The organism is Streptomyces sp. NRRL WC-3626 (genome assembly GCF_000718785.1).
In the GTDB taxonomy this organism is placed as follows: domain Bacteria; phylum Actinomycetota; class Actinomycetes; order Streptomycetales; family Streptomycetaceae; genus Streptomyces; species Streptomyces edwardsiae.
On record NZ_JOCA01000001.1, the window covers coordinates 466,304 to 486,790 of the forward strand.

General features: G+C 73.1%; 16 protein-coding genes. 9 read left to right on the plus strand and 7 right to left on the minus strand.

All coding sequences use genetic code 11. The annotated features are described in order from the left end of the window. Positions 1 to 13: 13 nt before the first annotated feature. Genes IF28_RS0102005 through IF28_RS0102020 form a run of 4 tightly spaced genes read left to right on the plus strand, consistent with a single transcriptional unit; the run spans position 14 to position 2,723 of the window. Positions 14 to 730 carry an energy-coupling factor ABC transporter permease gene (locus tag IF28_RS0102005; protein WP_030212868.1) on the plus strand — a complete coding sequence of 239 codons (717 nt, stop codon included), beginning with the start codon at positions 14 to 16 and terminating at the stop codon, positions 728 to 730. After that, on the plus strand, positions 727 to 1,107 hold the full coding sequence (locus IF28_RS0102010; RefSeq protein ID WP_030212871.1) for an energy-coupling factor ABC transporter substrate-binding protein: 381 nt from the start codon (positions 727 to 729) through the stop codon (positions 1,105 to 1,107). Before IF28_RS0102005 ends, IF28_RS0102010 begins: the two co-directional genes overlap by 4 nt. A 6-nt stretch (positions 1,108 to 1,113) precedes the next feature. Beyond that, positions 1,114 to 1,863, plus strand: a complete 750-nt coding sequence (gene cbiQ / locus IF28_RS0102015) for a cobalt ECF transporter T component CbiQ (protein WP_030212875.1) — start codon at positions 1,114 to 1,116, stop codon at positions 1,861 to 1,863. Beyond that, positions 1,860 to 2,723: an energy-coupling factor ABC transporter ATP-binding protein gene (locus IF28_RS0102020; RefSeq protein WP_030212878.1), complete on the plus strand. Its 864-nt coding sequence runs from the start codon at positions 1,860 to 1,862 to the stop codon at positions 2,721 to 2,723. The genes cbiQ and IF28_RS0102020 overlap by 4 nt, the downstream gene beginning before the upstream one ends. Before the next feature lie 90 nt (positions 2,724 to 2,813). On the opposite strand, the gene IF28_RS0102025 is transcribed toward IF28_RS0102020, so the two are convergent. Both IF28_RS0102025 and IF28_RS0102030 read right to left on the minus strand, forming a co-directional pair. Next, positions 2,814 to 7,853: a DNA repair ATPase gene (locus IF28_RS0102025; RefSeq protein WP_030212881.1), complete on the minus strand. Its 5,040-nt coding sequence runs from the start codon at positions 7,851 to 7,853 to the stop codon at positions 2,814 to 2,816. Between the two features lie 117 nt (positions 7,854 to 7,970). Continuing rightward, a complete protein-coding gene (locus tag IF28_RS0102030) occupies positions 7,971 to 10,016 on the minus strand; it encodes a flotillin family protein (protein WP_030212884.1) in 2,046 nt (681 codons plus the stop codon). A 389-nt stretch (positions 10,017 to 10,405) separates the two neighbouring features. Between IF28_RS0102030 and IF28_RS0102035 the strand changes: the two genes are divergently transcribed. After that, positions 10,406 to 11,467: a PucR family transcriptional regulator gene (locus tag IF28_RS0102035; RefSeq protein WP_030212890.1), complete on the plus strand. Its 1,062-nt coding sequence runs from the start codon at positions 10,406 to 10,408 to the stop codon at positions 11,465 to 11,467. 15 nt (positions 11,468 to 11,482) lie between these two features. Here the strand turns inward: IF28_RS0102035 and IF28_RS0102040 are convergent, their stop codons facing one another. Further along, entirely contained in the window at positions 11,483 to 11,917 is a 435-nt protein-coding gene (locus IF28_RS0102040; protein ID WP_030212892.1) for a DUF6299 family protein, read from the minus strand. A 234-nt stretch (positions 11,918 to 12,151) separates the two neighbouring features. On the opposite strand from IF28_RS0102040, the gene IF28_RS0102045 reads away from it, so the two are divergent. Next, positions 12,152 to 12,346, plus strand: coding sequence for a DUF5999 family protein (locus IF28_RS0102045; protein WP_030212894.1), 195 nt, complete (start codon positions 12,152 to 12,154; stop codon positions 12,344 to 12,346). 40 nt (positions 12,347 to 12,386) lie between these two features. Here IF28_RS0102045 and IF28_RS0102050 read toward each other — a convergent pair whose 3' ends face one another. Continuing rightward, entirely contained in the window at positions 12,387 to 12,785 is a 399-nt protein-coding gene (locus tag IF28_RS0102050; RefSeq protein ID WP_030212897.1) for a RidA family protein, read from the minus strand. Beyond that, positions 12,782 to 13,909 (minus strand): acyl-CoA dehydrogenase family protein, encoded by a 1,128-nt coding sequence (locus IF28_RS0102055; RefSeq protein WP_030212900.1) that lies wholly within the window; start codon positions 13,907 to 13,909, stop codon positions 12,782 to 12,784. Before IF28_RS0102055 ends, IF28_RS0102050 begins: the two co-directional genes overlap by 4 nt. 118 nt (positions 13,910 to 14,027) lie before the next feature. Here IF28_RS0102055 and IF28_RS0102060 point away from each other — a divergent pair, with 118 nt between their 5' ends. Both IF28_RS0102060 and IF28_RS0102065 read left to right on the plus strand, forming a co-directional pair. Beyond that, positions 14,028 to 15,638, plus strand: a complete 1,611-nt coding sequence (locus IF28_RS0102060; RefSeq protein WP_030212903.1) for an AMP-binding protein — start codon at positions 14,028 to 14,030, stop codon at positions 15,636 to 15,638. A gap of 37 nt (positions 15,639 to 15,675) precedes the next feature. Beyond that, the gene (locus IF28_RS0102065; protein WP_030212905.1) at positions 15,676 to 16,497 is read left to right on the plus strand and encodes a PaaX family transcriptional regulator C-terminal domain-containing protein; all 822 of its coding nucleotides are present in this window, start codon (positions 15,676 to 15,678) and stop codon (positions 16,495 to 16,497) included. Positions 16,498 to 16,503: 6 nt separating this feature from the next. Here IF28_RS0102065 and IF28_RS0102070 read toward each other — a convergent pair whose 3' ends face one another. Continuing rightward, complete coding sequence (locus IF28_RS0102070) at positions 16,504 to 18,858, minus strand: bifunctional salicylyl-CoA 5-hydroxylase/oxidoreductase (protein ID WP_234324829.1); 2,355 nt, start codon at positions 18,856 to 18,858, stop codon at positions 16,504 to 16,506. A gap of 52 nt (positions 18,859 to 18,910) precedes the next feature. Next, positions 18,911 to 19,738 carry an enoyl-CoA hydratase family protein gene (locus IF28_RS0102075; RefSeq protein ID WP_030212911.1) on the minus strand — a complete coding sequence of 276 codons (828 nt, stop codon included), beginning with the start codon at positions 19,736 to 19,738 and terminating at the stop codon, positions 18,911 to 18,913. 290 nt (positions 19,739 to 20,028) lie between these two features. On the opposite strand from IF28_RS0102075, the gene IF28_RS0102080 reads away from it, so the two are divergent. Next, positions 20,029 to 20,475, plus strand: coding sequence for an ATP-binding protein (locus tag IF28_RS0102080; protein WP_030212913.1), 447 nt, complete (start codon positions 20,029 to 20,031; stop codon positions 20,473 to 20,475). Positions 20,476 to 20,487 lie beyond the last annotated feature (12 nt).

The following is a 20,487-nucleotide window of genomic DNA, read 5'->3' on the forward strand; positions in this document are numbered from 1 at the left end:
GGTCTGCTGAGCCATGCACATAGCCGAGGGTTTTCTGCCACCGGTGCACGCGGTCGCCTGGGGCGTCGCGTCGGCGCCGTTCGTCGTCCACGGAGCCCGGTCGCTCATCCGTGAGGTACGGGAACATCCCGAGAGCACCCTGCTGATGGGCGCGTCGGGAGCGTTCACATTCGTCCTGTCCGCGCTGAAACTGCCGTCGGTGACCGGGAGTTGCTCCCACCCCACCGGTACGGGACTCGGCGCGATCCTGTTCCGGCCGCCGGTCATGGCGGTGCTGGGCACCATCACCCTGCTGTTCCAGGCCCTGTTGCTCGCCCACGGCGGGCTGACCACCCTGGGCGCCAACGTCTTCTCGATGGCGATCGTCGGCCCCTGGGCGGGGTACGGCGTCTACAGACTGCTGCGCCGGTTCGACGTACCGCTGATGGTCGCGGTGTTCTTCGGCGCGTTCGTCGCCGACCTGTCGACGTACTGCGTGACGAGTGTGCAGCTGGCGCTCGCCTTCCCCGACCCGGGCAGCGGATTCTGGGGCGCGCTGGGCAAGTTCGGCTCCATCTTCGCCGTGACGCAGATCCCGCTCGCGGTGAGCGAGGGGCTGCTGACGGTGCTGGTGATGCGCATGCTGGTGCAGTCCAGCAAGGGTGAACTGACCCGGCTCGGCGTGCTGGTGACGTCGGTGGCCGGGCGGAGGACGGCGCAGCCGGCCGACGCGGAGGCGGTGGCCCGATGAGCCGTAACGCGAAGATCAACACGCTGCTGCTGGTGCTCGTCGCCGCGCTCGCCGTGATCCCGCTGGTGTTCGGGCTCGGCGATCACAAGGAGGAGCCGTTCGCAGGCGCGGACGCCGAGGCGGAGACCGCGATCACCGAGATCGACCCGGACTACGAGCCCTGGTTCTCCCCGCTGTACGAACCGCCGTCCGGAGAGATCGAGTCGGCGCTGTTCGCCCTCCAGGCGGCGATCGGGGCGGGTGTCCTCGCGTACTACTTCGGGGTGCGGCGCGGACGCCGGCAGGGCGAGGCGCGGGCGCTGGAACGGCTGCGCGCGGAGCCGGACACGGAAGCGGACGCGGACGCCGGGACCGTATCCGAACCGCGACGGGTCTGACGGCGGGTGCTGCCGATCGACGCGGCGGCGCACAGCAGTCGCTGGCGCCGCCGTCATCCCGTGGACAAGGCCGTACTGGGGCTGGGCCTCACCGTGCTGGCGATCTCCCTGCCGCCCTGGCCGGGCGCGGCGCTGGTGCTGGTGACGGCGCTCGCGGTGCTGCTCGGCCCGGCCGGGGTGCCGGGGCGGCGGCTGTGGCGGGCGTACCGGGTACCGCTGGGCTTCTGCGTCACCGGGGCGCTGACGCTGCTGGTGCGGGTGGGCGGTCCCGGCGGGTTCGTGTCCTGGGCCGGGGACGGGCCGCTGCGCGCCGGTGAGCTGCTGCTGCGTACGTCGGCGGCCTCGCTGGGCGTGCTGTTGTTCGCGTTCACCACGCCCATGTCGGATCTGCTGCCGCGGCTGGTGCGGGCCGGGGTGCCGGCACCGCTGGTGGACGTGGCGCTGGTGACGTACCGGATGAGCTTCCTGCTGCTGGACTCGGTGCGCCGCGTCCGGGAGGCGCAGGCGGCCCGGCTCGGGCACACCACCCGGGCCGCGACGTGGCGTTCGCTGGGCGGGCTCGGCGCGACCGCGTTCGTCCGGTCCTTCGACCGGGCGGCGCGACTGCAGACGGGACTCGCGGGACGCGGCTACGACGGCACCCTGCGCGTGCTGGTCCCCGAGGCCCGCGTCTCGGCGCGGTTCACGGCCGCGAGCGTGGCGCTCCTCGCGACGCTGGTCGCCCTCACCTTCGTACTGGAAAGGCCCCTGTCGTGAGCGAGAACGTCCTGGTGGCCCTGCGGGGCGTGTCGTTCACGTACGAGGACGGCCCGCCCGTGCTCAGCGGTCTGGACTTCGAGGTACGTGAGGGGCGTGCGCTGGCACTGCTGGGGCGCAACGGCAGTGGGAAGACGACGCTGATGCGGCTGTTGAGCGGTGGACTGCGGCCGGACGGGGGTGAGGTGACCGTCGAGGGGCGGGCGGTGCGGTACGACCGCAAAGGGCTGACGGCGCTGCGCACCACCGTGCAGCTGGTGGTGCAGGACCCCGACGACCAGTTGTTCGCCGCCTCCGTGGGGCAGGACGTGTCGTTCGGGCCGCTCAACCTCGGCCTGTCCGATACGGAGGTACGCGCCCGGGTCGCGGAGTCGCTGGCCGCGCTGGACATCACCGCCCTCGCCGACCGGCCCACGCATCTGCTGTCCTACGGGCAGCGCAAGCGGACGGCGATCGCGGGCGCGATCGCCATGCGGCCCCGCGTGCTGATCCTCGACGAACCGACGGCGGGCCTCGACCCGGACGGCCAGGAACGCCTGCTGGCCACCCTGGACGGGCTGCGGGCGAGCGGTACGACGGTCGTCATGGCGACCCACGACGTGGACCTGGCCCTGCGCTGGGCCGACGACGCGGCCCTGCTCACCCCGTCCGGCGCACACACCGGCCCGGCCGCCGGGATGCTGGCCCGCACGGACCTCCTCGCGGGAGCGGGGCTGCGGCTGCCGTGGGGGGTGGCGGTGGCACGGCTGCTGCGGACGCGGGGACTGCTGACCGGGCCGGCCCCCGGTCCCCGCTCCCCGGAGGAACTGGCCGCTCTGGCCGCCGGGACCGCCGACGGCGGTGACGCACACGTTCCGTGAGATCACCGGGGCACCGACGGCCCCGCGCCGACCACCGCCGGAACCTCCGGTCCGCCGGTAGTCGGCGCGGGGCCGGGCCCGCGGGCCCGGTCACCGGGGGCCGGGTGGTGGCTCCGGGAGTTGTCGGGGTTCCCGGGCGGGCAGGAGGCGGCGGCGGGGGTCCACGGCGCGGGTGATGGCCGACTCGACGGCGGCTATGCGGTCGCCGAGGAGGGCGAGGGCGGCGACCGCGCGGGTCAGGGTGTCCTCGTCGGGGCCGCCCAAGGTGAGGGTGCGGGTGTGGGCCGACTTCACCTCGGTCCAGCGGGCCGCCGTCTCGGCGGTGAGCGTGCCGCGCAGTTCGGCGAGTTTGAGGAGGCTCGCCTCGGCGCCCGTGGTGAGGGTCTGGGCCTCGGCCGTGTAGTGGTCGTCGATGACGGCGGTCAGCTCGGCGGCGTTCATGACGGGCTGGATCCGCTGGGCGATCTTGTTCATGTTGCGGTAGGAGCCCTGGAGCCGGAACGGCGGCTCGGTGCGGGCGTCGTCGGACTGGGCGGCGGAGGCGATGTAGGCCGCGTTCACGGCGAGGACGGTGTGGCGGGCGGTGAGCAGATGGCGCAGCACCGCCAGGACGCGGTCGAGTTCGGTGGGCGCGTAGGGGTGGGTGAGGCGGTCGGGGCGGGCCGTGGGGTCGTCGCCGGCGAGGCGGATGAGGAGGTCCAGGTCGGCGCGGTCGCGGGCGGCGAGCGGGGCGAGGACCGGGTTCGCGGTGAGGGCGTTCTCCACGAAGCTGAGCGCGAAGACGTCCTCCTTGCCGGTGAGGACGTCACCGAGGTTCCAGACGTCGGCGCGGTTGGCCAGCATGTCGGGGACCCGGAAGGCCTCTCCGGACTCGGTGTAGGGGTTGCCGGCCATACAGACGGCGAACCGCTTCCCGCGCAGGTCGTAGGTGCGCGGCTCGCCCTCCCACACGCCCTCCATCCGGCGCGTGGCGTCGCACAACGGGATGAACTTCTGCAGCAGTTCGGGCGAGGTGTGCTGGATGTCGTCCAGATACAGCATGGTGTTGTTGCCGGCGGCCAGCGCGAAGTTGATCTTCTCGATCTCCTGGCGGGCGGTGGCGTTCGGCGCCTCGGCCGGGTCGAGCGAGGTGACCGCGTGCCCGAGCGCGGGGCCGCTGATCTTCACCAGGACCAGACCCAGCCGGTCGGCGACGTACTCCATGAGGGTCGTCTTGCCGTAGCCGGGCGGGGAGACGAGCAGCAGCAGTCCGCCGGTGCCGGTGCGGCCGGACTCCCCCGTGGTGCCGAGCTGTTTGGCGAGGCTGTCGCCGATCAGCGTGAGGTAGACCTCGTCGACCAGCCGGTTGCGGACGAACGTCGACATCACGCGCGGCCGGTGGTCGTCCAGGCGCAGCCGGGTGCGTTCGGCGTTCACCAGCGCGGTACGGCGGCGCTGGAAGGCACGGAAGGCCGGTACGTCGCGCAGCCTGAACTCCTCGGTGCGGGACAGGAACTCGTCCAGGCGGAGGGTGAGGCGGCGGTCGGTGATCCGGGGGTGGGTGCCGAGCAGACCGTCCACGGTGACGGTCAGGGGCGCGTCGGAGGTGTGGCGGGGCACGTCCGGGCAGAGTTCGGCCGCCACCGCCTCCGCGAGGTCGCCGGCGGTCGGTTCGTCTCCGGTGGTCGCGGCGTACGCGGTCAGCCAGGCCTCGACCAGCTGGCGGCGGGCGGTGAGTCCGGCGAGGCGGGGGAGGTCGTCGTCGTAGGCGTCGGCGGGGGCCTTGCGGCGGAACGTGTCGAGGAGCGTGCGGGTGCGGGCGCTGAGGACGAAGCCCTCGGGTCCGGTGGTGAGTTCGTCGAAGAGGTACGCGGCGGCGGCCTCCGGGCGGGCGCCGGAGCCCCATGCGTCCATGGCCTCCGCGAGTTCGGCGCGCAGCGCGTCGAGGGCGGGCGGCGGGCCGAAGGCGTCGCGGACCCGGGCGAGGGAGCCGGCGCGGCGGGTGAGGTCCGCGCGCTCCTGCGCCGTGGTTCCGTGCGTCCAGTACAGCAGGGCGTGGGCGCGGGCGGCCGGCTCGTGGCGCAGCAGGCCCGCGCTGTCGTACAGGGGCAGTACGGCGGTGAGGATCGCGGTGGCGTCATGGTCGTGGACGCCCCGCTCGTACCCCTCGTCGTACGCCTCCTCGGCGGTCCGGCGGACCAGGGCGCCGAGGTCGTCGGCGGCGGCGAGGGCGCCGGGGCCGGGTTCGTGGAGCAGCCGGGCGGCGAGGTGTTCGGCGCGGTAGATGCCGGGTGACTCGGACGGCAGGTGCCGGTTCCACAGCGGGCGGTCGGCGAGGAGGGCGGGGTCGGTGACGGGGGCGCGGTAGTCGGTGCCGGTGAGGGCGAGCCCGAGGCCGTCACCGTGCGGGACGACGGTGAGGTCGAGGGGCTGGGTGGAGACGGCGAACCGGTGGCCGCCCAGACGGATGGCGCGGCCGCCGTCGGCGTACAGGTCGGTGCGGTCGCGCAGGGCGCGGGCGGCCTCCTGCCGGGCGGAGCGCAGCCGTCCGTCGAGTTCCTCCGCCCGTACCCGGTCGCCGAGTTCGCGCAGTTCGTCGGCGGTGCGGCGGACCTTGGTGACGAGCGGGTCGGAGGCGAAGTAGGTGCTGACCGCGTCGGTGTCGGCGAGCCCGGCGGACCGCCGGGTGATCGTCTCCAGTACGCGCTCGGCGGCGGACGCGAGCTGTTCGGCCCTGCGGGCCCGTGCGTCGGTGAGGCTCTGCTTGCGGGCGGAGAACGCCTCGTAGATCTCGGTGCGCCGGTCGGCCAGCTCGCCGAGGACGTCGTCGAACTCGGCGAAGCGGGACTCCAGCGCCTCCAACTGTGCCAGCACACGGGTCAGTTGCTCGTCGCAACTCTCCGGGGTGTCCGCCGACGCGAGGGAGCCGGTGACCGTCTGGCCGAGCAGGGCGAGTTCGGCGGCGAACCCGGCGCGGGCCTCACGGTCCAGCAGGGAGCGGCGGCGGGCGTCGAGGGTGGCGCGGGCCCGGTTGACGCCGCCCATCGCCCCGGCGACCCGTTCCAGTACGGCCGTACGGACGGTGGCGTCGGCGATGTCGAGCCCGGCGACCACCTCGGTCACCGTGCGCAGCTCGTCGGTGAGTTCGTCCAAGTGTGCGGTGACCGGCACGGCTTCGGCGGCGGTGCTGATCGACTCGGCCTCGCCGACCAGCCGTTCGACGTCCGTGTGATGGGCGGCGAAGGCGTCCTCGCGGGCCAGGAAGGCGATCGCGCGATGCCCGAACGAGGTCAGGTCGGACTCCGCCTCGGCCGCGAGTTCGTCGATACGGGCGTGGTCCGCGTACCGCATCTCCTTCAGGGTCAGCAGATGGCCCTGGGCGTGGCGGAGTTCGGTCAGGCCGGTGACCCAGGCGGCGGCCGCGCGCGGCTGCTCGCCGCGCAGCCGGCGCACCACGGAGGCGATCCGGTCCGCGGCCTCGTCGAGCGCTTCGGCGGCCCGGACGGTGAGGTCGCGCACGGTCTCGAACTCGGCCAGCACCTGCTCGGCCGTGGCACGCATCTGCTCCAACGGAGCGCGGGGGTCACCGAGTTCGGGGTCGCCCAGCCAGTGGTGGGTGTCGAGTGCACGGACGCAGGCGGCCACCAGGGCCACGTACACCTCGGTGGTCGGGGTGGTCTCGGCGACGGAGCGGGCCAGGGACAGACAGTCGGAGATACCGCGCACCAGGTCGGCGTTGCCGACCCGGGCCAGCGGGCCCTCGCCGACCGGCTGGGCGGCGGCGTGGGTGTCGGAGACGTAGGGCGACCGCCACAGCTGTACGGGGTGGACGCGGGCGGGTTCGTCGCCGTCGGGGCGGAGCACGGCCAGGAGTCCGTCGTCGAACAGGGCCCAGCCGTGGCAGGCCATCGGGGTGGCGACCGTCTCGCGGATGAGGTTGTACGACAGCAGCAGCGCGCGTCCGCGTGCGGGCGCGTGGAAGACGTACAGCACGTCCTCGCCGTGCGGTGAGCGCACCTCGCGGGCGAACTCCATGCCGGAGGTGTCGAGTTCGTACGTCTTGTGCGGGCCGGCCGCGAGGCAGTAGCCGCCGGGGAAGACGATGCCCTGGTCGTCGGGGAGACGGCGGCAGCCCTGTCCGATGCCGTCGAGCCGTACGACGGAGCGGGTGAGGGTGTTGAAGACCAGATAGCGGTGCGCGGTCTCCTTGTAGGGGAGGATCCGCAGCAGGATCAGGGGGCCGACGCGGGCGTGGGCGATGTCGGCGTCGGCGAGGGACTGCAGGGGCTCGTCGACGGGTTCGCTGTGGATGCCGTCGGGAGTGGCGGTGTCGTCGTCGGTCTTGACGGTGAGGGTGCCGCCGAGGGTGTCGACGAAGATCTCGCCCTGGACGGAGACGTGCGAGTGCCGGCCGAGGACGTGGTCCTCGCGGGTGGACGGCGTCCACTCGATGTCGGCGGGCGGGACGCGGGCGTGGTCGCGGTCGCCGCGCGCGTCCAGGAAGGCCGCCCGGCCGTCCTCGGTGACCGTCCAGCGCAGGACGCGGATGTCGCCGGCCTTCTCGCCGGTCTGGAAGACGGCGAGCAGCTTGCCGTCGACCCGGCGCAGCCGCAGCAGGCGGGCCTGGCGGTAGTAGCGGTGCAGGGCGGCGAACTCGCGGACGAAGGCGGGGTCGTCGAGGAGGCCGGGGACGGCGTCGTCGGGGAGGCGGTTCAGGTCGCGGTCGTGCGGGGCGAGGACGTCGGGGACCGCGATGTCGCCGTCGGGGCGGGGCCGGACCTCGTATCCGAAGAGGAGGACGTCGCCGACGGCGACGATGTCGCGGGGCACGCTGTTGCGTTCGGTGCGCAGCCGCTCGGTGCCGGTGAGACGCAGCTCGGGCGCGCCGAACTCTTCCGCCCTGCGGTGGTTCAGCTCCTCGACCCGGCCGGCAAGTTCGGCGGCCTGCGCGGCGAGGCGGTCGCGCAGCACCTGGTAGGCGCCGCCGTCGACCGCGGTCGCGCCCGGCGCCGGGCTCGTGCCGGAACGGCGCGTACCGGGCGACGCCCCGGAGCCGTTCGCTCCGGGTGCCCCCGTGCGGCCGGGCGCGGTGCTGGTGCCCGGCGTCTCGCGCGGGACCGGGTTCGTGGGCTCGTGGGTGCCGGTGCTCATGGCTGCCTCTCGGAAGGTGCGGCGGAGTCGCATCTCGGAAGGTGCGGCGCGGCCGCATCCCGCAGGTGGGGCCGGGAGCCGCCGTCCCCTGTGCGGCGGCTCCCGGCCGGAGGGTGGTCAGGCCCTGGTGCTGCCGTTCAGCGCGGCCAGCGGTGTGTCCGACAGACCCAACTCCCCCGCCTTTTCGATCAGTTCCTTGAACCGACCGGTGTTGTCACCGCCCTGCTGCATCAGCCGCATCAGCAGCGCGGAGACCGTGAGGTTCTGCACATCGGCGGTGGAGACCGAGCCCAGGATGCGGCTCAGGTCGTCGGTGAAGCTCGCGGAGCCGTCCAGCCAGGGCCCGGCGAGGGCCTTGGCGGTCTCGGAGTTCTGGACGAAGCCGTCCACGCTCTTGCCGAGCGCGATCGAGTTCACCAGGCGGTCGAAGAAGACCGACTCGCCGCCGACGATGTTGATGTCCGCGTTCTCCAGTCCGGTCGCGAGGACCGTGGCCTGCGCCTCGGCGACCTGCCGCTGCACATCCAGTCCGGCGAGCCGGATGGCCTTCTCCGCCTCCAGCCGCAGGCGGTACTCCTCGTGACCGCGGGACGCCTCGTCGAGGGCGGCCATCGCCGCCGCCTTCTCGGTGAGGCCGGCCGCCTCCGCGCGCAGCTTGCCGCTGATGGCCTCCGCCTCGGCGAGGGCCTTGGCGCGTGCGCCCTCGGCCTCGGCGCGCAGCCGGGCCTGGGTGGCCTCGGCCTCGGCGCGGCCCGACTTCTCGATGACGTCGGCCTCCTTGTCGCGGACCTGCGCGGCCGCCAGTCCCTCGGCGGCGGCCTCCGCCTGGACGCCCTCGGCGAGCCGCACCTTGGCGCGCGCGTCGAGGTCGGCGGTCTTCAACCGGGCTTCGGCGAGGGTGAGTTCCTCGGAGGCGCGATGCGTGGCGGCCTGCTCGGCGGCCTCGGCGGCCTTGATGTCCTTGACCAGCTTCTCCTGCGCCTCGGCCTCCGCCGCGATGATCACGGCCTGCCGCTGCCGCTCCGCCTCCTCCACGGCCCGCAGCTTCTTGATGGACTCCTCCTGCTCGGCGACCGTACGGTCCACCGCGACCCGCTCCCGGACGACCTCGGCGATCTCCCGCTTCTCGGCCTCGACCTCCTTGTCGGCGGCGATCCGGGTCAGTTGGGTCTCCCGCTCGCGGGCGATGACCTCCAGCAGGCGGTCCTTCTCGATGCGCTCGCTCTCGACGGCGATGACCCGCTCGCGGTTCTTGGCGGCGACGGCGACCTCGCGGGCCTGGTTCTCGCGCTGCACGCCGAGCTGCTCCTCGGTGCGCAGGAAGGCGCTCTGCGCCCGCAGCCGCTCCTCCTCCATCACCCGCGCGGTCTCGGCCTCCTCGCGGGCCCGTACGGTCTCGATCTCCCGCTTCTGCTTGATCTCGGCGTCGGCCTGCCGGCGCTCCAGCTCCAGGATCGCCTCGCGCGCGTCGACGTCCTGCCGGGTGATCTCCTTCTGCTCGTTGCGCTGGGCCTCGTTGGTGCGGACGTGTTCCACGGCCGTGAGCTCGGTGATCTTGCGGATGCCCTGCGCGTCGAGGACGTTGCCCGGGTCGAGCTGGGTGAGCGGCGTCTGCTCCAGGTAGTCGATCGCCGCGTCCTCGAGGTGGTAGCCGTTGAGGTCGACGCCGATGACCTCGATGATCCGGTACCGCAGTTCCTCGCGCTTGGTGTAGAGGTCGGTGAAGTCCAGCTGCTTGCCGACGGTCTTCAGCGCCTCGGAGAACTTCGCGTGGAACAGTTCCTGCAGCGTGTTCCGGTCGCTGGCCCGCGCGGTGCCGACGGCCTGGGCGACCTTGATGACGTCGTCGACGGTCTTGTTGACCTTGACGAAGAACGTGATGCGGATGTCCGCGCGGATGTTGTCCCGGCAGATCAGGCCTTCCTTGCCGGCCCGGGTGATCTCGATGGTCTTCACCGATATGTCCATCACCTCGGCCTTGTGCAGCACCGGCAGCACGACCGACCCGGTGAACGTCACATCGACCTTGCGGGTCTTGGAGACGATCAGCGCCTTGCCCTGCTCCACCTTGCGGAACAGTTTGGTGACAAGGAGCAGACCGACGAGCACGAACAACAGGGCGACGCCGACGAGTACGGCGATGCCCACGGTGGCGGCATCCATGGGGCACGTCCTTCTTGGGCTGGGACTTCCGGTCCGGAAGTCGGGTCGAGCGGTGCCTCGTCGCCGAGGCGGATGAGTATCCGGTGGAGGAGGAGACGGCTCGATCGGCGCCGCGGTTCTGCGCCGGGCGCGGACGGATGCCATCCGTTTCCGGCGCATCCTCCTGCTCACTGCTCACGTCGTGGGGGCAGCACCGCTCCCCTCCGGGTTCCGGCGCGGACACCTGCCGGTGCCCGGCACCGGAACCGTCCGCGGTGCTCCCCGCGGACCATGCTGCCTGCCCGGCGGACGACCGCGCATTGCCGGTATCCGGCAACGTTCATTAGGGTCATGGTGCCGATGTGACACAGCCGACGCGTTAGGGAAGCGTCAAGAGTGGGGGGAAACGCGTGACGGAACGGGAGATCCCGGAGCAGTATCTGGACGGCTATGCCCATATTCTGGCCGAGGTCGCGGCCACCGGCCGGCGTCTCACCAGGGACGAGATAGCGTCCCGGCGGGCTCTGGGGGAACGGGCGGCGGAGGCGGGTCTCGGTCTGCGGTCCCTCGTCAGCGCGCATCTGTCCGGCGCGCGCGGTGCGTGGCCGCGCGGCGCCGCGGAGTCCGCCGACGCCGCGCTCGCCGCCGTACAGCAGGTCGTGGACGCGTTCGCCGAGGGGTACGAGCGGGCGCAGCGGCTGGCGGTGCGTCAGGAGGAGGCGGCGCGGCGGGAGTTCATCGACGACCTGCTCTACGGCCGCAGTGATCTGGGGCGACTGGCGGAGCGCGCGGAGCGGTTCGGGCTGCGGCTGTCCCACGAACACGCGGTCGCCGTCGCGCAGGGGGTGGCCGCCTACGACGAGGGCGATCCGGTGCCGCGGCAGGTGGAGCGCGCGCTGATCTCCCGGTTCGGTGACCGCAGCATCCTGCTCACCACCAAGGACGGGCGGCTGCTGTGCATCGCGCCCGGCCATCAGACGGAGGTGCTCACGTACTTCGCCAAGCAGGCGCACGCCGCCACCGACGGCGGCCAAGTCGCGATCGGGCGCCCCCAGCCGGGTCCCGGCGGGGTCGTCCAGTCGTACGAGGAGGCCCTGAGCTCGCTGGAGATAGCGGAGCGGCTGGGGCTGGACGATCCGGTGCTGCGCGCCGCCGATCTGCTGGTGTATCCGGTGCTGGCCCGCGACCGGCAGGCGATGGCCGATCTGGTGCACAACACGCTGGGGCCGCTGACCACGGCCCGCGGCGGCGCCCAGCCGCTGCTGGACACGCTCACCGCGTACTTCGACTCCGGCTGTGTCGCCGCGGAGGCGGCCCGGCGGCTGTCGCTGAGCGTGCGCGCGCTGACGTACCGCCTGGAGCGCATCCACAAGCTCACCGGCGCCAATCCGTCGGACGCGGCCCACCGCTACATGCTGCAGACGGCGGTGATCGGCGCGCGCCTGCTGGACTGGCCGGCCGGCGAGCTGTGAGGGGGACCGTCCGGATCAGCCCTCGACGAGCGTGATGTTCCGGTGCTCGACCGCGTGGACCACGGGCAGCAGGACGATGCCGCTGGGGCGCATCTCCATGAGCGTGGCCTCGACGTGGGCCTTGCCCGCCTTGAGGGTGCCGGCGGGCACGGTTCCGGTGTTCTGCCAGCGGTGCACCTCGCCGTCGCAGACGGCGCGGGTGCCGCCGACGGAGTGGTGCAGGATCTCCGAGGGGCGGCCGACCGCGGAGCTGACGAAGACCGGGCCCTCGCCCTCGTCGCAGCGGTAGGTACCGGAGAGGGTGATGGAGCCGTCGGCCATCCGGCCCTCCTCGTCGACCGTCACGGACTCCGAGGGGGCGGCGGCTGCCGGGGCGGGTGCGGCCGCGGCGAAGCCGAGCAGCAGCAGCGCGGAACCGGCGGCGACGCCGAGGACGGGGCGTACAGGCATGGGGAACCTCCCGAATCGAGCGGATTGAGGGACTCCACCTGTACCGGCGCGCGGGACCGCGGCCCGTCTTCGTCACCCCTTCGGTGGCGAGTCGGCCCCGGCCGTCGGGGAACCGTCCCGGGATTGTCCGGGGGCTGTCACGTTTCCCGGCGGGCGGTTCCGATGAGTTCGCGGCGGGGGCATGGTCTGTGCATACGACCCATACGGATCGTTCCACCTATGTGGAGGTGCGCCATGTGTGCCCACCAGTCTTCCTGCCCCCGGGCCGAATCCGCCGTCCCCCATGTGGTGGCCGCCCACCCCGAGCAGGGGTGGAGCCTGCGGTGCGACGGTGTGATCGTCTTCGACGACACCGGTGAGCTGCTGCCCGACGGCAGGGTGATCGCCCCGCACCGCGTCTCGGTCGAGCAACTCACGGTCGCGGCCTGAGCCGGACCGCGGAGCGGGGTGGAACGGCTCGCGGCCCCGCTCAGGACAGCACGGCGAAGCCGTCGAGTTCCACCATCGCCTGCGCGTCCCACAGGCGGGCCGCCCCGATGACCGCCATCGCCGGGTAGTCGCGTCCGGCCAGTTCGCGCCAGATCCGCCCGAGTTCGCGGGCGTGGGTGCGGTAGGCGGCCACGTCGGTGGCGTAGACCGTGACGCGTGCCAGGTCGGCGGGGGTGCCGCCGGCCGCGCGCAGGGCCGTCAGGAGGTTGGTGAGGGCCCGCGTGAACTGTGCGGGCAGGGTGTCGCCGACGACCTTCCCGTCGGTGTCGAGCGCGGTCTGCCCGGCGAGGAACACCAGCCGGGAGCCGGTGGCGACGACGGCGTGGGAGAAGCCGGCCGGCGGGGAGAGTTCGGGCGGGTTGACGCGCTCGGCGGTCACCGGTCCTCCAGTCTCTTGTACAGCTCCTTGGCGATGATGCCCCGTTGGACCTCGCTCGCCCCCTCGTAGATCCGGGGGGCGCGGACCTCGCGGTAGAGGTGTTCGAGCAGGTGCCCGCGGCGCAGGGCGTGCGCGCCGTGCAGCTGGACGGCGCGGTCGACGACGTACTGCGCGGTCTCGGTGGCCAGCAGTTTCGCCATCGCGGCGCGCCGGGGCACATCGGCGGCGCCCGCGTCGTACGCCGTCGCCGCCGCGTACACCATCAGCCGGGCCGACTCGGTGCGCAGCGCCATCTCGGCGACGTCGTGGGCGACGGCCTGGAGGTCCTTCAGCTTGCCGCCGAAGGCGTCCCTGCGGGCGGTGTGGGCGAGGGTCGCGTCCAGGGCGGCCTGGGCCATGCCGACCGCGAACGCCCCGACGCTGGGCCGGAACAGGTTGAGGGTGTCCATGGCGACCCGAAAGCCCTGGTCGACCTCGCCGAGCACGTCGTCGGCGGAAACAGGTACGCCGTCGAAGGCGAGAGTACCGATGGGGTGCGGGGAGAGCATGTCGAGGGCGGTCCCGGTGAGTCCGGGCCGGTCTGCGGGGACCAGGAAGGCGGTCACCCCGCGCGCGCCGGCGCCGGGGGTGGTCCGGGCGAACACGGTGCAGAAGTCGGCCTCGGGGGCGTTGGAGATCCAGCACTTCTTGCCGGTGAGCCGCCAGCCGCGGCCTCCGTCGGGGTGCGCGGTGAGGGACAGTGCCGCCGCGTCCGAACCGGCGCCCGGCTCGCTGAGCGCGAAGGCGGCGACCGCGGTGCCTTCGCGGACCCCGGGGAGCCAGCGGTCGCGCTGGGCCGGGGTGCCGTGGGCGTGTACCGGATGGGCGCCCAGGCCCTGGAGGGCGAGGGCGGTCTCCGCCTCGGTGCAGGACTGAGCCAGGGACTCGCGCATCAGGCACAGGTCGAGGGCGCCCGAGGTGAACAGGCGGGACAGCAGGCCGAGTGCGCCCAGTTCGGCCAGGAGGGCACGGTCGACCCGCCCGGGTTCGGCCTTCTCGGCGAGTGGCTTCAGGCGTCGGGCCGCCAGCGCCCGCAGCTCCGCGCACCAGGCGAGTTGTGCCGGTTCGAGCGAGAATGCGGTCATCGCCGGTCCCTTTCCCTCGCCGCTGGGCCGCTCCCGAGGTTATCGCGGACAGTTGACTGCCGTCACCAACACGATACGCTCCTGATGCGAGCCCACCACGCCAAGGGGGCGAACCGCCATGAACCCACGGGCCACCGCGCACGTCGACACCTTCGCCCGCGACCATCTCCCGCCACCCGACGAGTGGCCCGAGCTCCGCTTCGACCTGCCGGAGCTGCGCTACCCCGAGCGCCTGAACTGCGCAGCCGACCTCCTGCACGGCCCGCCCGAGGGCCGCCCGGCCTTCCACACCCCCGACGGCGCGATGTGGACGTACGGCGAACTGCGCGCCCATGTGGACCGGCTCGCGCACCTCCTCACCGGCGACCTCGGGGTCGTCCCGGGCAACCGGGTGCTGCTGCGCGGCCCCACCACGCCCTGGCTGGCCGCCTGCTGGCTGGCGGTGCTGAAGGCCGGCGCGGTCGCGGTCACCGTGCTGGCGCAGCAGCGCCCGCACGAGCTGAGCACCATCTGCGAGATCGCCGAGGTGCGCCACGCCCTGTGCGACGTCCGGTCCGTCGACGACCTCGTCAAGGCCGAGGTCCCCGGCCTCTGCCTCGCCACCTACGGCGGTGACTCCCCCGGTGACCTGCTGAACCGTCCGGCGCCGGCGACACCGTACGAGGCCGTGCCGACCGCGGCCGACGACGTGGCGCTGATCGCCTTCACCTCCGGCACCACCGGACGGCCGAAGGGCTGTATGCATCTGCACCGGGACGTGCTGGCGATCGCGGACACGTTCTCCCGGCACGTGCTGAAGCCGGTCGCCGACGACGTGTTCACCGGCAGTCCCCCGCTGGGCTTCACCTTCGGCCTCGGCGGTCTGGTGGTGTTCCCGCTGCGGGCCGGGGCGAGCGCGCTGCTCCTCGAACAGGCGCACCCGCGCCAGTTGCTGGCGGCGATCGCCGCGCACCGGGTGTCCGTGCTGTTCACCGCGCCCACCGCCTACCGTGCGATGCTCGCCGAACCGGACGGGCACGACCTCACCTCGCTGCGGCGCTGCGTCTCGGCGGGCGAGAACCTGCCGGCCGCCACCTGGCGGGCCTGGCACGAGCGCACCGGGCTGCGGATCATCAACGGGATCGGCGCCACCGAACTGCTGCACATCTTCGTCTCCGCCGCCGACGAGGCGATCCGCCCCGGCACGACGGGAGTCCCGGTCCCCGGCTGGCAGGCCCGCGTACAGGACGCCGACGGCGCCCCCGTACCGGACGGGGAGCCGGGACTGCTCGCGGTGCGCGGTCCCGTCGGCTGCCGCTATCTCACCGATCCGCGCCAGCGGGAGTACGTACGCGGCGGCTGGAACATCACCGGCGACACCTATGTCCGCGACCCCGACGGCTACTTCCGGTACGTGGCCCGCGCCGACGACATGATCATCTCGGCCGGGTACAACATCGCGGGACCCGAGGTCGAGGACGCCCTGCTGCGCCACCCGGACGTGGTGGAGGCCGCGGTGGTCGGCCGGCCGGACGAGGCACGCGGCCAGGTCGTGCGGGCGTACACGGTCCTGAAGGAGGGCGCGGAACGCGACGCCGAGGCGCTGCGTGCCTTCGTGAAGTCCGAGCTGGCGCCCTACAAGTGCCCGAAGGAGATCGTGTTCCTGGACGCCCTGCCCCGCACGGCCACCGGCAAGCTCCAGCGGTTCCGGCTGCGTACGCCCACCGGAGCGGAAGAGGGGCGGGCGTGATCCCCGGCGAAACCCGCCCGTCCGCCCACGACTTAAGATGATCAACGTGTCCGACCAGCAAGCGCTTCACGCTCCGAGATCTCTCATCGTCACGCTCTACGGCGCGTACGGCCGCTCCGTGCCGGGCCCGGTGCCCGTCGCCGAGCTGATCCGGCTGCTGGCCGCGGTGGGCGTGGACGCCCCGTCCGTCCGTTCCTCGGTGTCCCGGCTCAAACGGCGCGGCCTGCTCGTCCCGGCGCGCACCGAGCAGGGCGCCGCCGGTTACGAACTCTCCCCCGACGCGCGCCAGTTGCTCGACGACGGTGACCGGCGGATCTACGCCACCGATCCACCGGAGGACGAGGGCTGGGTGCTCGCCGTGTTCTCCGTCCCGGAGTCGGAACGGCAGAAGCGGCACGTTCTGCGCTCCCGGTTGTCCGGCCTGGGCTTCGGCACGGCCTCCCCCGGCGTGTGGATCGCCCCCGCGCGGCTGTACGAGGAGACCAGGCACACCCTGGAGCGGCTGCGCCTGGACGTCTACGTCGACTTCTTCCGCGGCGAGCACCTCGGTTTCGCGCCCACCGCCGAGGCGGTCGCCCGCTGGTGGGACCTGGCCGGGATCGCCCGGCAGCACGAGGCGTTCCTGGACCGGCACGCGCGGGTGCTGCGCGCCTGGGAGCAGCGCGCGGACACGCCGGCCGAGGACGCCTACCGCGACTACCTCCTCGCCCTGGACTCCTGGCGCCATCTCCCGTACGCCGACCCGGGGCTGCCCGCCGCCCTGCTCCCCGGTCACTGGCCGGGCATCCGCTCGGCGGCCGTGTTCCGGGGGCTGCACGAGCGGCTGCGGGACGCGGGGGCGGCGTTCGTGGGGCTGTGAGGAAGCTCAACTTCCGAGGCCGAGGCGGGGTTTGGGGGCGTCCGTGCGGCCGGTACGGGGCTGCCGACTGCCGGCGAGATAGGGTGCGGGCCACGCCACGCCGGGTCCGTCGTAGCCCTGTTCGGCCGCGGCGTGGAGCGTCCAGTGGGGGTCGTAGAGGTGCGGGCGGGCCAGCGCGCACAGGTCCGTACGCCCGGCGAGGATCAGGGAGTTGACGTCGTCCCAGGAGGAGATCGCGCCGACCGCGATCACCGGGACGCCCGCCTCGTGCCGTACCCGGTCGGCGAACGGTGTCTGGTAGGAGCGCCCGAACTCCGGCTTCTCGTCGGCCACCACCTGCCCGGTCGACACGTCGATCGCGTCGGCGCCGTGCGCGGCGAAGGCCCTGGCGACGGCGACCGCGTCCTCGGCCGTGACGCCGCCCTCCGCCCAGTCGGTGGCGGAGATCCGGACGGTCATCGGCCGGTCCCCGGGCCACACCGCGCGTACGGCGTCGAAGACCTCCAGCGGGAAACGCAGCCGCTTCTCCGGTGAACCACCGTAGGCGTCGGTGCGGTGGTTGGTCAGCGGGGAGAGGAAGCCGGAGAGCAGATAGCCGTGGGCGCAGTGCAGTTCGAGCAGATCGAAACCGGCCCGTGCCGCGCGTACCGCGGCGGCGGTGAACTGCTCCCTCAGGTCCGTGAGCTGGGCGCGCGAGAGTTCGCGGGGTACCTGGCTGCCGGGCTTGTACGGCAGGGGTGACGCGGCGACGAGGGGCCAGTTGCCGTCGTCGAGCGGCTCGTCCATGCCCTCCCACATCAGCTTGGTCGAGCCCTTGCGCCCACTGTGGCCGAGCTGCACGCCGATCGCGGTACCGGGCGCCCGCGCGTGCGCGAAGTCGGTGATCCGCCGCCATGCCTCGGCCTGCCTGCCGGTGTAGAGGCCGGCGCAGCCGGGCGTGATACGGCCCTCGGGGCCGACGCACACCATCTCCGTCATCACCAGCCCGGCCCCGCCCAGCGCACGCGCGCCGAGGTGGACGAGGTGGAAGTCGCCGGGGACGCCGTCGACCGCCGAGTACATGTCCATGGGAGAGACGACGACCCGGTTGCGCAGGGTCAGGCCACGCATCCGGAAGGGGGTGAACATCGGGGGTGTACCGGGCGGGCAGCCGAACTCGCGCTCCACCGCCCCGGTGAAGCGGGCGTCGCGCAGCCGCAGGTTGTCGTGGGTGACGCGGCGGCTGCGGGTGAGCAGGTTGAAGGCGAACTGGCGCGGCGGCTGCGCGAGATACAGGGGCAGGTTCTCGAACCACTCCAGGCTGGCCCGCGCGGCACGCTGGGTGGAGGCGACGACGGGTTTGCGCTCGGCCTCGTAGGCCGCCAACGCGTGTTCCAGTGACGGTTGTTCGTCCAGGCAGGCGGCGAGGGCGAGCGCGTCCTCGACGGCGAGCTTGGTGCCGGAGCCGATGGAGAAGTGGGCGGTGTGGGCGGCGTCGCCGAGGAGTACGACGTTGCCGTGCGACCAGCGCTCGTTGACGACCGTACGGAACGTGGTCCAGGCCGAGTTGTTGGACCGCAGCGGGCGGCCGCCGAGCGCGTCGGCGAAGATCTTGGCGCAGCGTTCGACGGAGTCCGTCCCGGCGGTGTCGTCCGGTTCGTCGAATCCGGCGGCCCGCCACACCTCCTCGCGCATCTCGACGATCACGGTGGAGGCGTCGGCGGAGAACGGGTAGCCGTGCAGCTGCATCACGCCGTACTCGGTCTCCGCGATCTCGAAACGGAACGCGTCGAAGGGGAAGTCGGCGGCGAGCCAGATGTAGCGGCAGCGGTGCTCGGTGATGTGCGGGCGAAAGACGTGGGCGAAGGCCTCGCGGGTGGCGCTGTGGACTCCGTCGGCGGCCACGACCAGGTCGTACGTCTCCGCCAGACGGGCGGGGCCGGGGGCCTCGGTGCGGAAGCGGAGGTCCACCCCGAGGGAGCGGCAGCGGGCGTGCAGGATCTCCAGGAGACGGTGGCGTTCCAGGGCGGCGAATCCGTGTCCGCGGGAGGTGTGGCGGGTGCCGCGGTGGACGATGCCGATGTCGTCCCAGCGGGTGAAGTCCCTTCGCAGGGCGGCGTAGACGTCGGGGTCGGCGTGCTCGATGCCGCCGAGGGTCTCGTCGGAGAGGACCACTCCGAAACCGAAGGTCTCGTCCGGGGGGTTGCGTTCCCACACGGTGACCTCGCGGTCGGGGGCGAGGCGTTTGAGCAGGGCGGCGGTGTAGAGGCCGCCGGGGCCTCCGCCGATGATCGCGATCCGGTGGGGGTGCCCCGGCTCGTCCGGCGAGTGCGGCGCCGTTGCGGTCGACCGCGCCCGCGCGGCGGCAGCCGCGGATTCCACACGGCCCCGCGCCCCCGGCGCTACCGCAGTCCCCGGTGTCGAGAGCACCCGCTTACCTCCCCTGCCACTTGGGAGGGCGCTTCTCCGTGAACGCCGCGTGGAACTCCGCGTAGTCCTCTCCTGTCATCAAGAGGGCCTGGGTCGAGGCGTCCAGCTCGATGGCCGTCGCCAGAGGCATGTCCAGTTCCGCGGTGAGGAGGGCCTTGGTCTGGGCGTGGGCCAGGGCGGGGCCGTCGGCCAGGCGGCGGGCGAGGGTGTGGGCGGCCTCGTCGGCGCCGCCCTCGTCGGCGAGGGCGCTGATCAGGCCGATGCGCTCGGCCTCCGGTGCGCGCACCGTGTCGCCCAGCATCAGCAGCCGGGTGGCGTGGCCGAGACCGACCACGCGGGGCAGCAGGTAGGCCGCGCCCATGTCGCCGCCGGAGAGGCCGACCCGGGTGAAGAGGAAGGCGAAGCGGGCGCTGGGATCGGCGACCCGGAAGTCGGCGGCCAGGGCGAGGACCGCGCCGGCACCCGCCGCCACCCCGTGGATCGCGGCGATCACGGGGAACGGGCACTCCCGTACCGCTCGCACCACCTGGCCGGTCATCCGGTTGAAGTCGAGGAGCTGGGCCGTGTCCATGGAGAGGGTCGCGCCGATGATCTCGTCGACGTCGCCGCCGGAGCAGAAGCCCCGCCCCTCGCCGGCCAGCACCAAGGCGCGCACGGCCCGCTCACGGGACAGCTCGGCGAGCAGATCGCGCAGGTCGGCGTAGGCGCCGAAGGTGAGCGCGTTGAGCTTGTCGGGGCGGGCGAGGGTGACGGTGGCGACGCCGTCGGCCAGGTCGACGCGCAGATGCTCCCAGCGGGCGGTGCGGGCGGCGGAGCCGGTGAAAGGACTCATGAGGGCGGCCTCCTACGGCGGGCACGGCGCTGCTCAGTGAGGTCTGTCCGATGAATTTATCATCGATCGGTGACTGTCGTCACGCGCGCGCGATAAGCCGTTCGGGGGCCCGTCACGTCCGTCACGGATCGTCGACATACGGGTAACGGCGGGACCTGGTGTGCGCGGCGGGGCGTGGACGTGGGTAAGCCGCACGTTGCCGGGGCGGGACGTCCCGGCCGGTGCCCGGCCGATGGGCCGCACCGGGTGCGCCGTACCATGGACGGCTGAACTGCAGGAGCACCCGCTCCATGAACGGACTCGCTGTGCACGAACCTCCCGCCGCTTCCACCTCCTGGCGCGTCGCACTGCCGCACACCACCGCGGCCGTGCCCGTGGCGCGTGCGCTGGTGCGCACGGCGCTGGCCGAGCGGGATCACTCCGCCGACTGCGACACGGCGGAGCTGCTGACGGCGGAGCTGGTGGCGAACGCCGTGGAGCACACGTCGGGGACCGGCCCGATAGAGCTGGTGGTGCGGCTGCTGCCGACGGGCTGCCAGGTCGAGGTGCACGACGCCGACCCGGAGCCGCCCGGCGACCTCACCCGCCCGACGCCCCTCGGCATGCCCGACCCCTGGCAGGAGCACGGGCGCGGACTGCTGCTGATCCGCACCCTCAGCTCGTCCTGCGGCCACCGCCCCACCGAGTCCGGCAAGGCGGTGTGGTTCCGTCTGCCGGGCCGGCGCCGCCCGGTCTGAGCCCGGCGCCGG

Bases quoted from the DNA above. Each gene is read 5' to 3' on its own strand.
- IF28_RS0102010 (WP_030212871.1), top strand. From the start codon at position 727: ATGAGCCGTAACGCGAAGATCAACACGCTGCTGCTGGTGCTCGTCGCC.
- IF28_RS0102075 (WP_030212911.1), bottom strand. From the start codon at position 19,738: ATGAGTCCTTTCACCGGCTCCGCCGCCCGCACCGCCCGCTGGGAGCAT.
- IF28_RS0102025 (WP_030212881.1), bottom strand. From the start codon at position 7,853: ATGAGCACCGGCACCCACGAGCCCACGAACCCGGTCCCGCGCGAGACG.
- IF28_RS0102055 (WP_030212900.1), bottom strand. From the start codon at position 13,909: ATGACCGCATTCTCGCTCGAACCGGCACAACTCGCCTGGTGCGCGGAG.
- IF28_RS0102065 (WP_030212905.1), top strand. From the start codon at position 15,676: ATGATCAACGTGTCCGACCAGCAAGCGCTTCACGCTCCGAGATCTCTC.
- IF28_RS0102080 (WP_030212913.1), top strand. From the start codon at position 20,029: ATGAACGGACTCGCTGTGCACGAACCTCCCGCCGCTTCCACCTCCTGG.
- IF28_RS0102030 (WP_030212884.1), bottom strand. From the start codon at position 10,016: ATGGATGCCGCCACCGTGGGCATCGCCGTACTCGTCGGCGTCGCCCTG.
- IF28_RS0102040 (WP_030212892.1), bottom strand. From the start codon at position 11,917: ATGCCTGTACGCCCCGTCCTCGGCGTCGCCGCCGGTTCCGCGCTGCTG.
- IF28_RS0102005 (WP_030212868.1), top strand. From the start codon at position 14: ATGCACATAGCCGAGGGTTTTCTGCCACCGGTGCACGCGGTCGCCTGG.
- IF28_RS0102060 (WP_030212903.1), top strand. From the start codon at position 14,028: ATGAACCCACGGGCCACCGCGCACGTCGACACCTTCGCCCGCGACCAT.
- IF28_RS0102045 (WP_030212894.1), top strand. From the start codon at position 12,152: ATGTGTGCCCACCAGTCTTCCTGCCCCCGGGCCGAATCCGCCGTCCCC.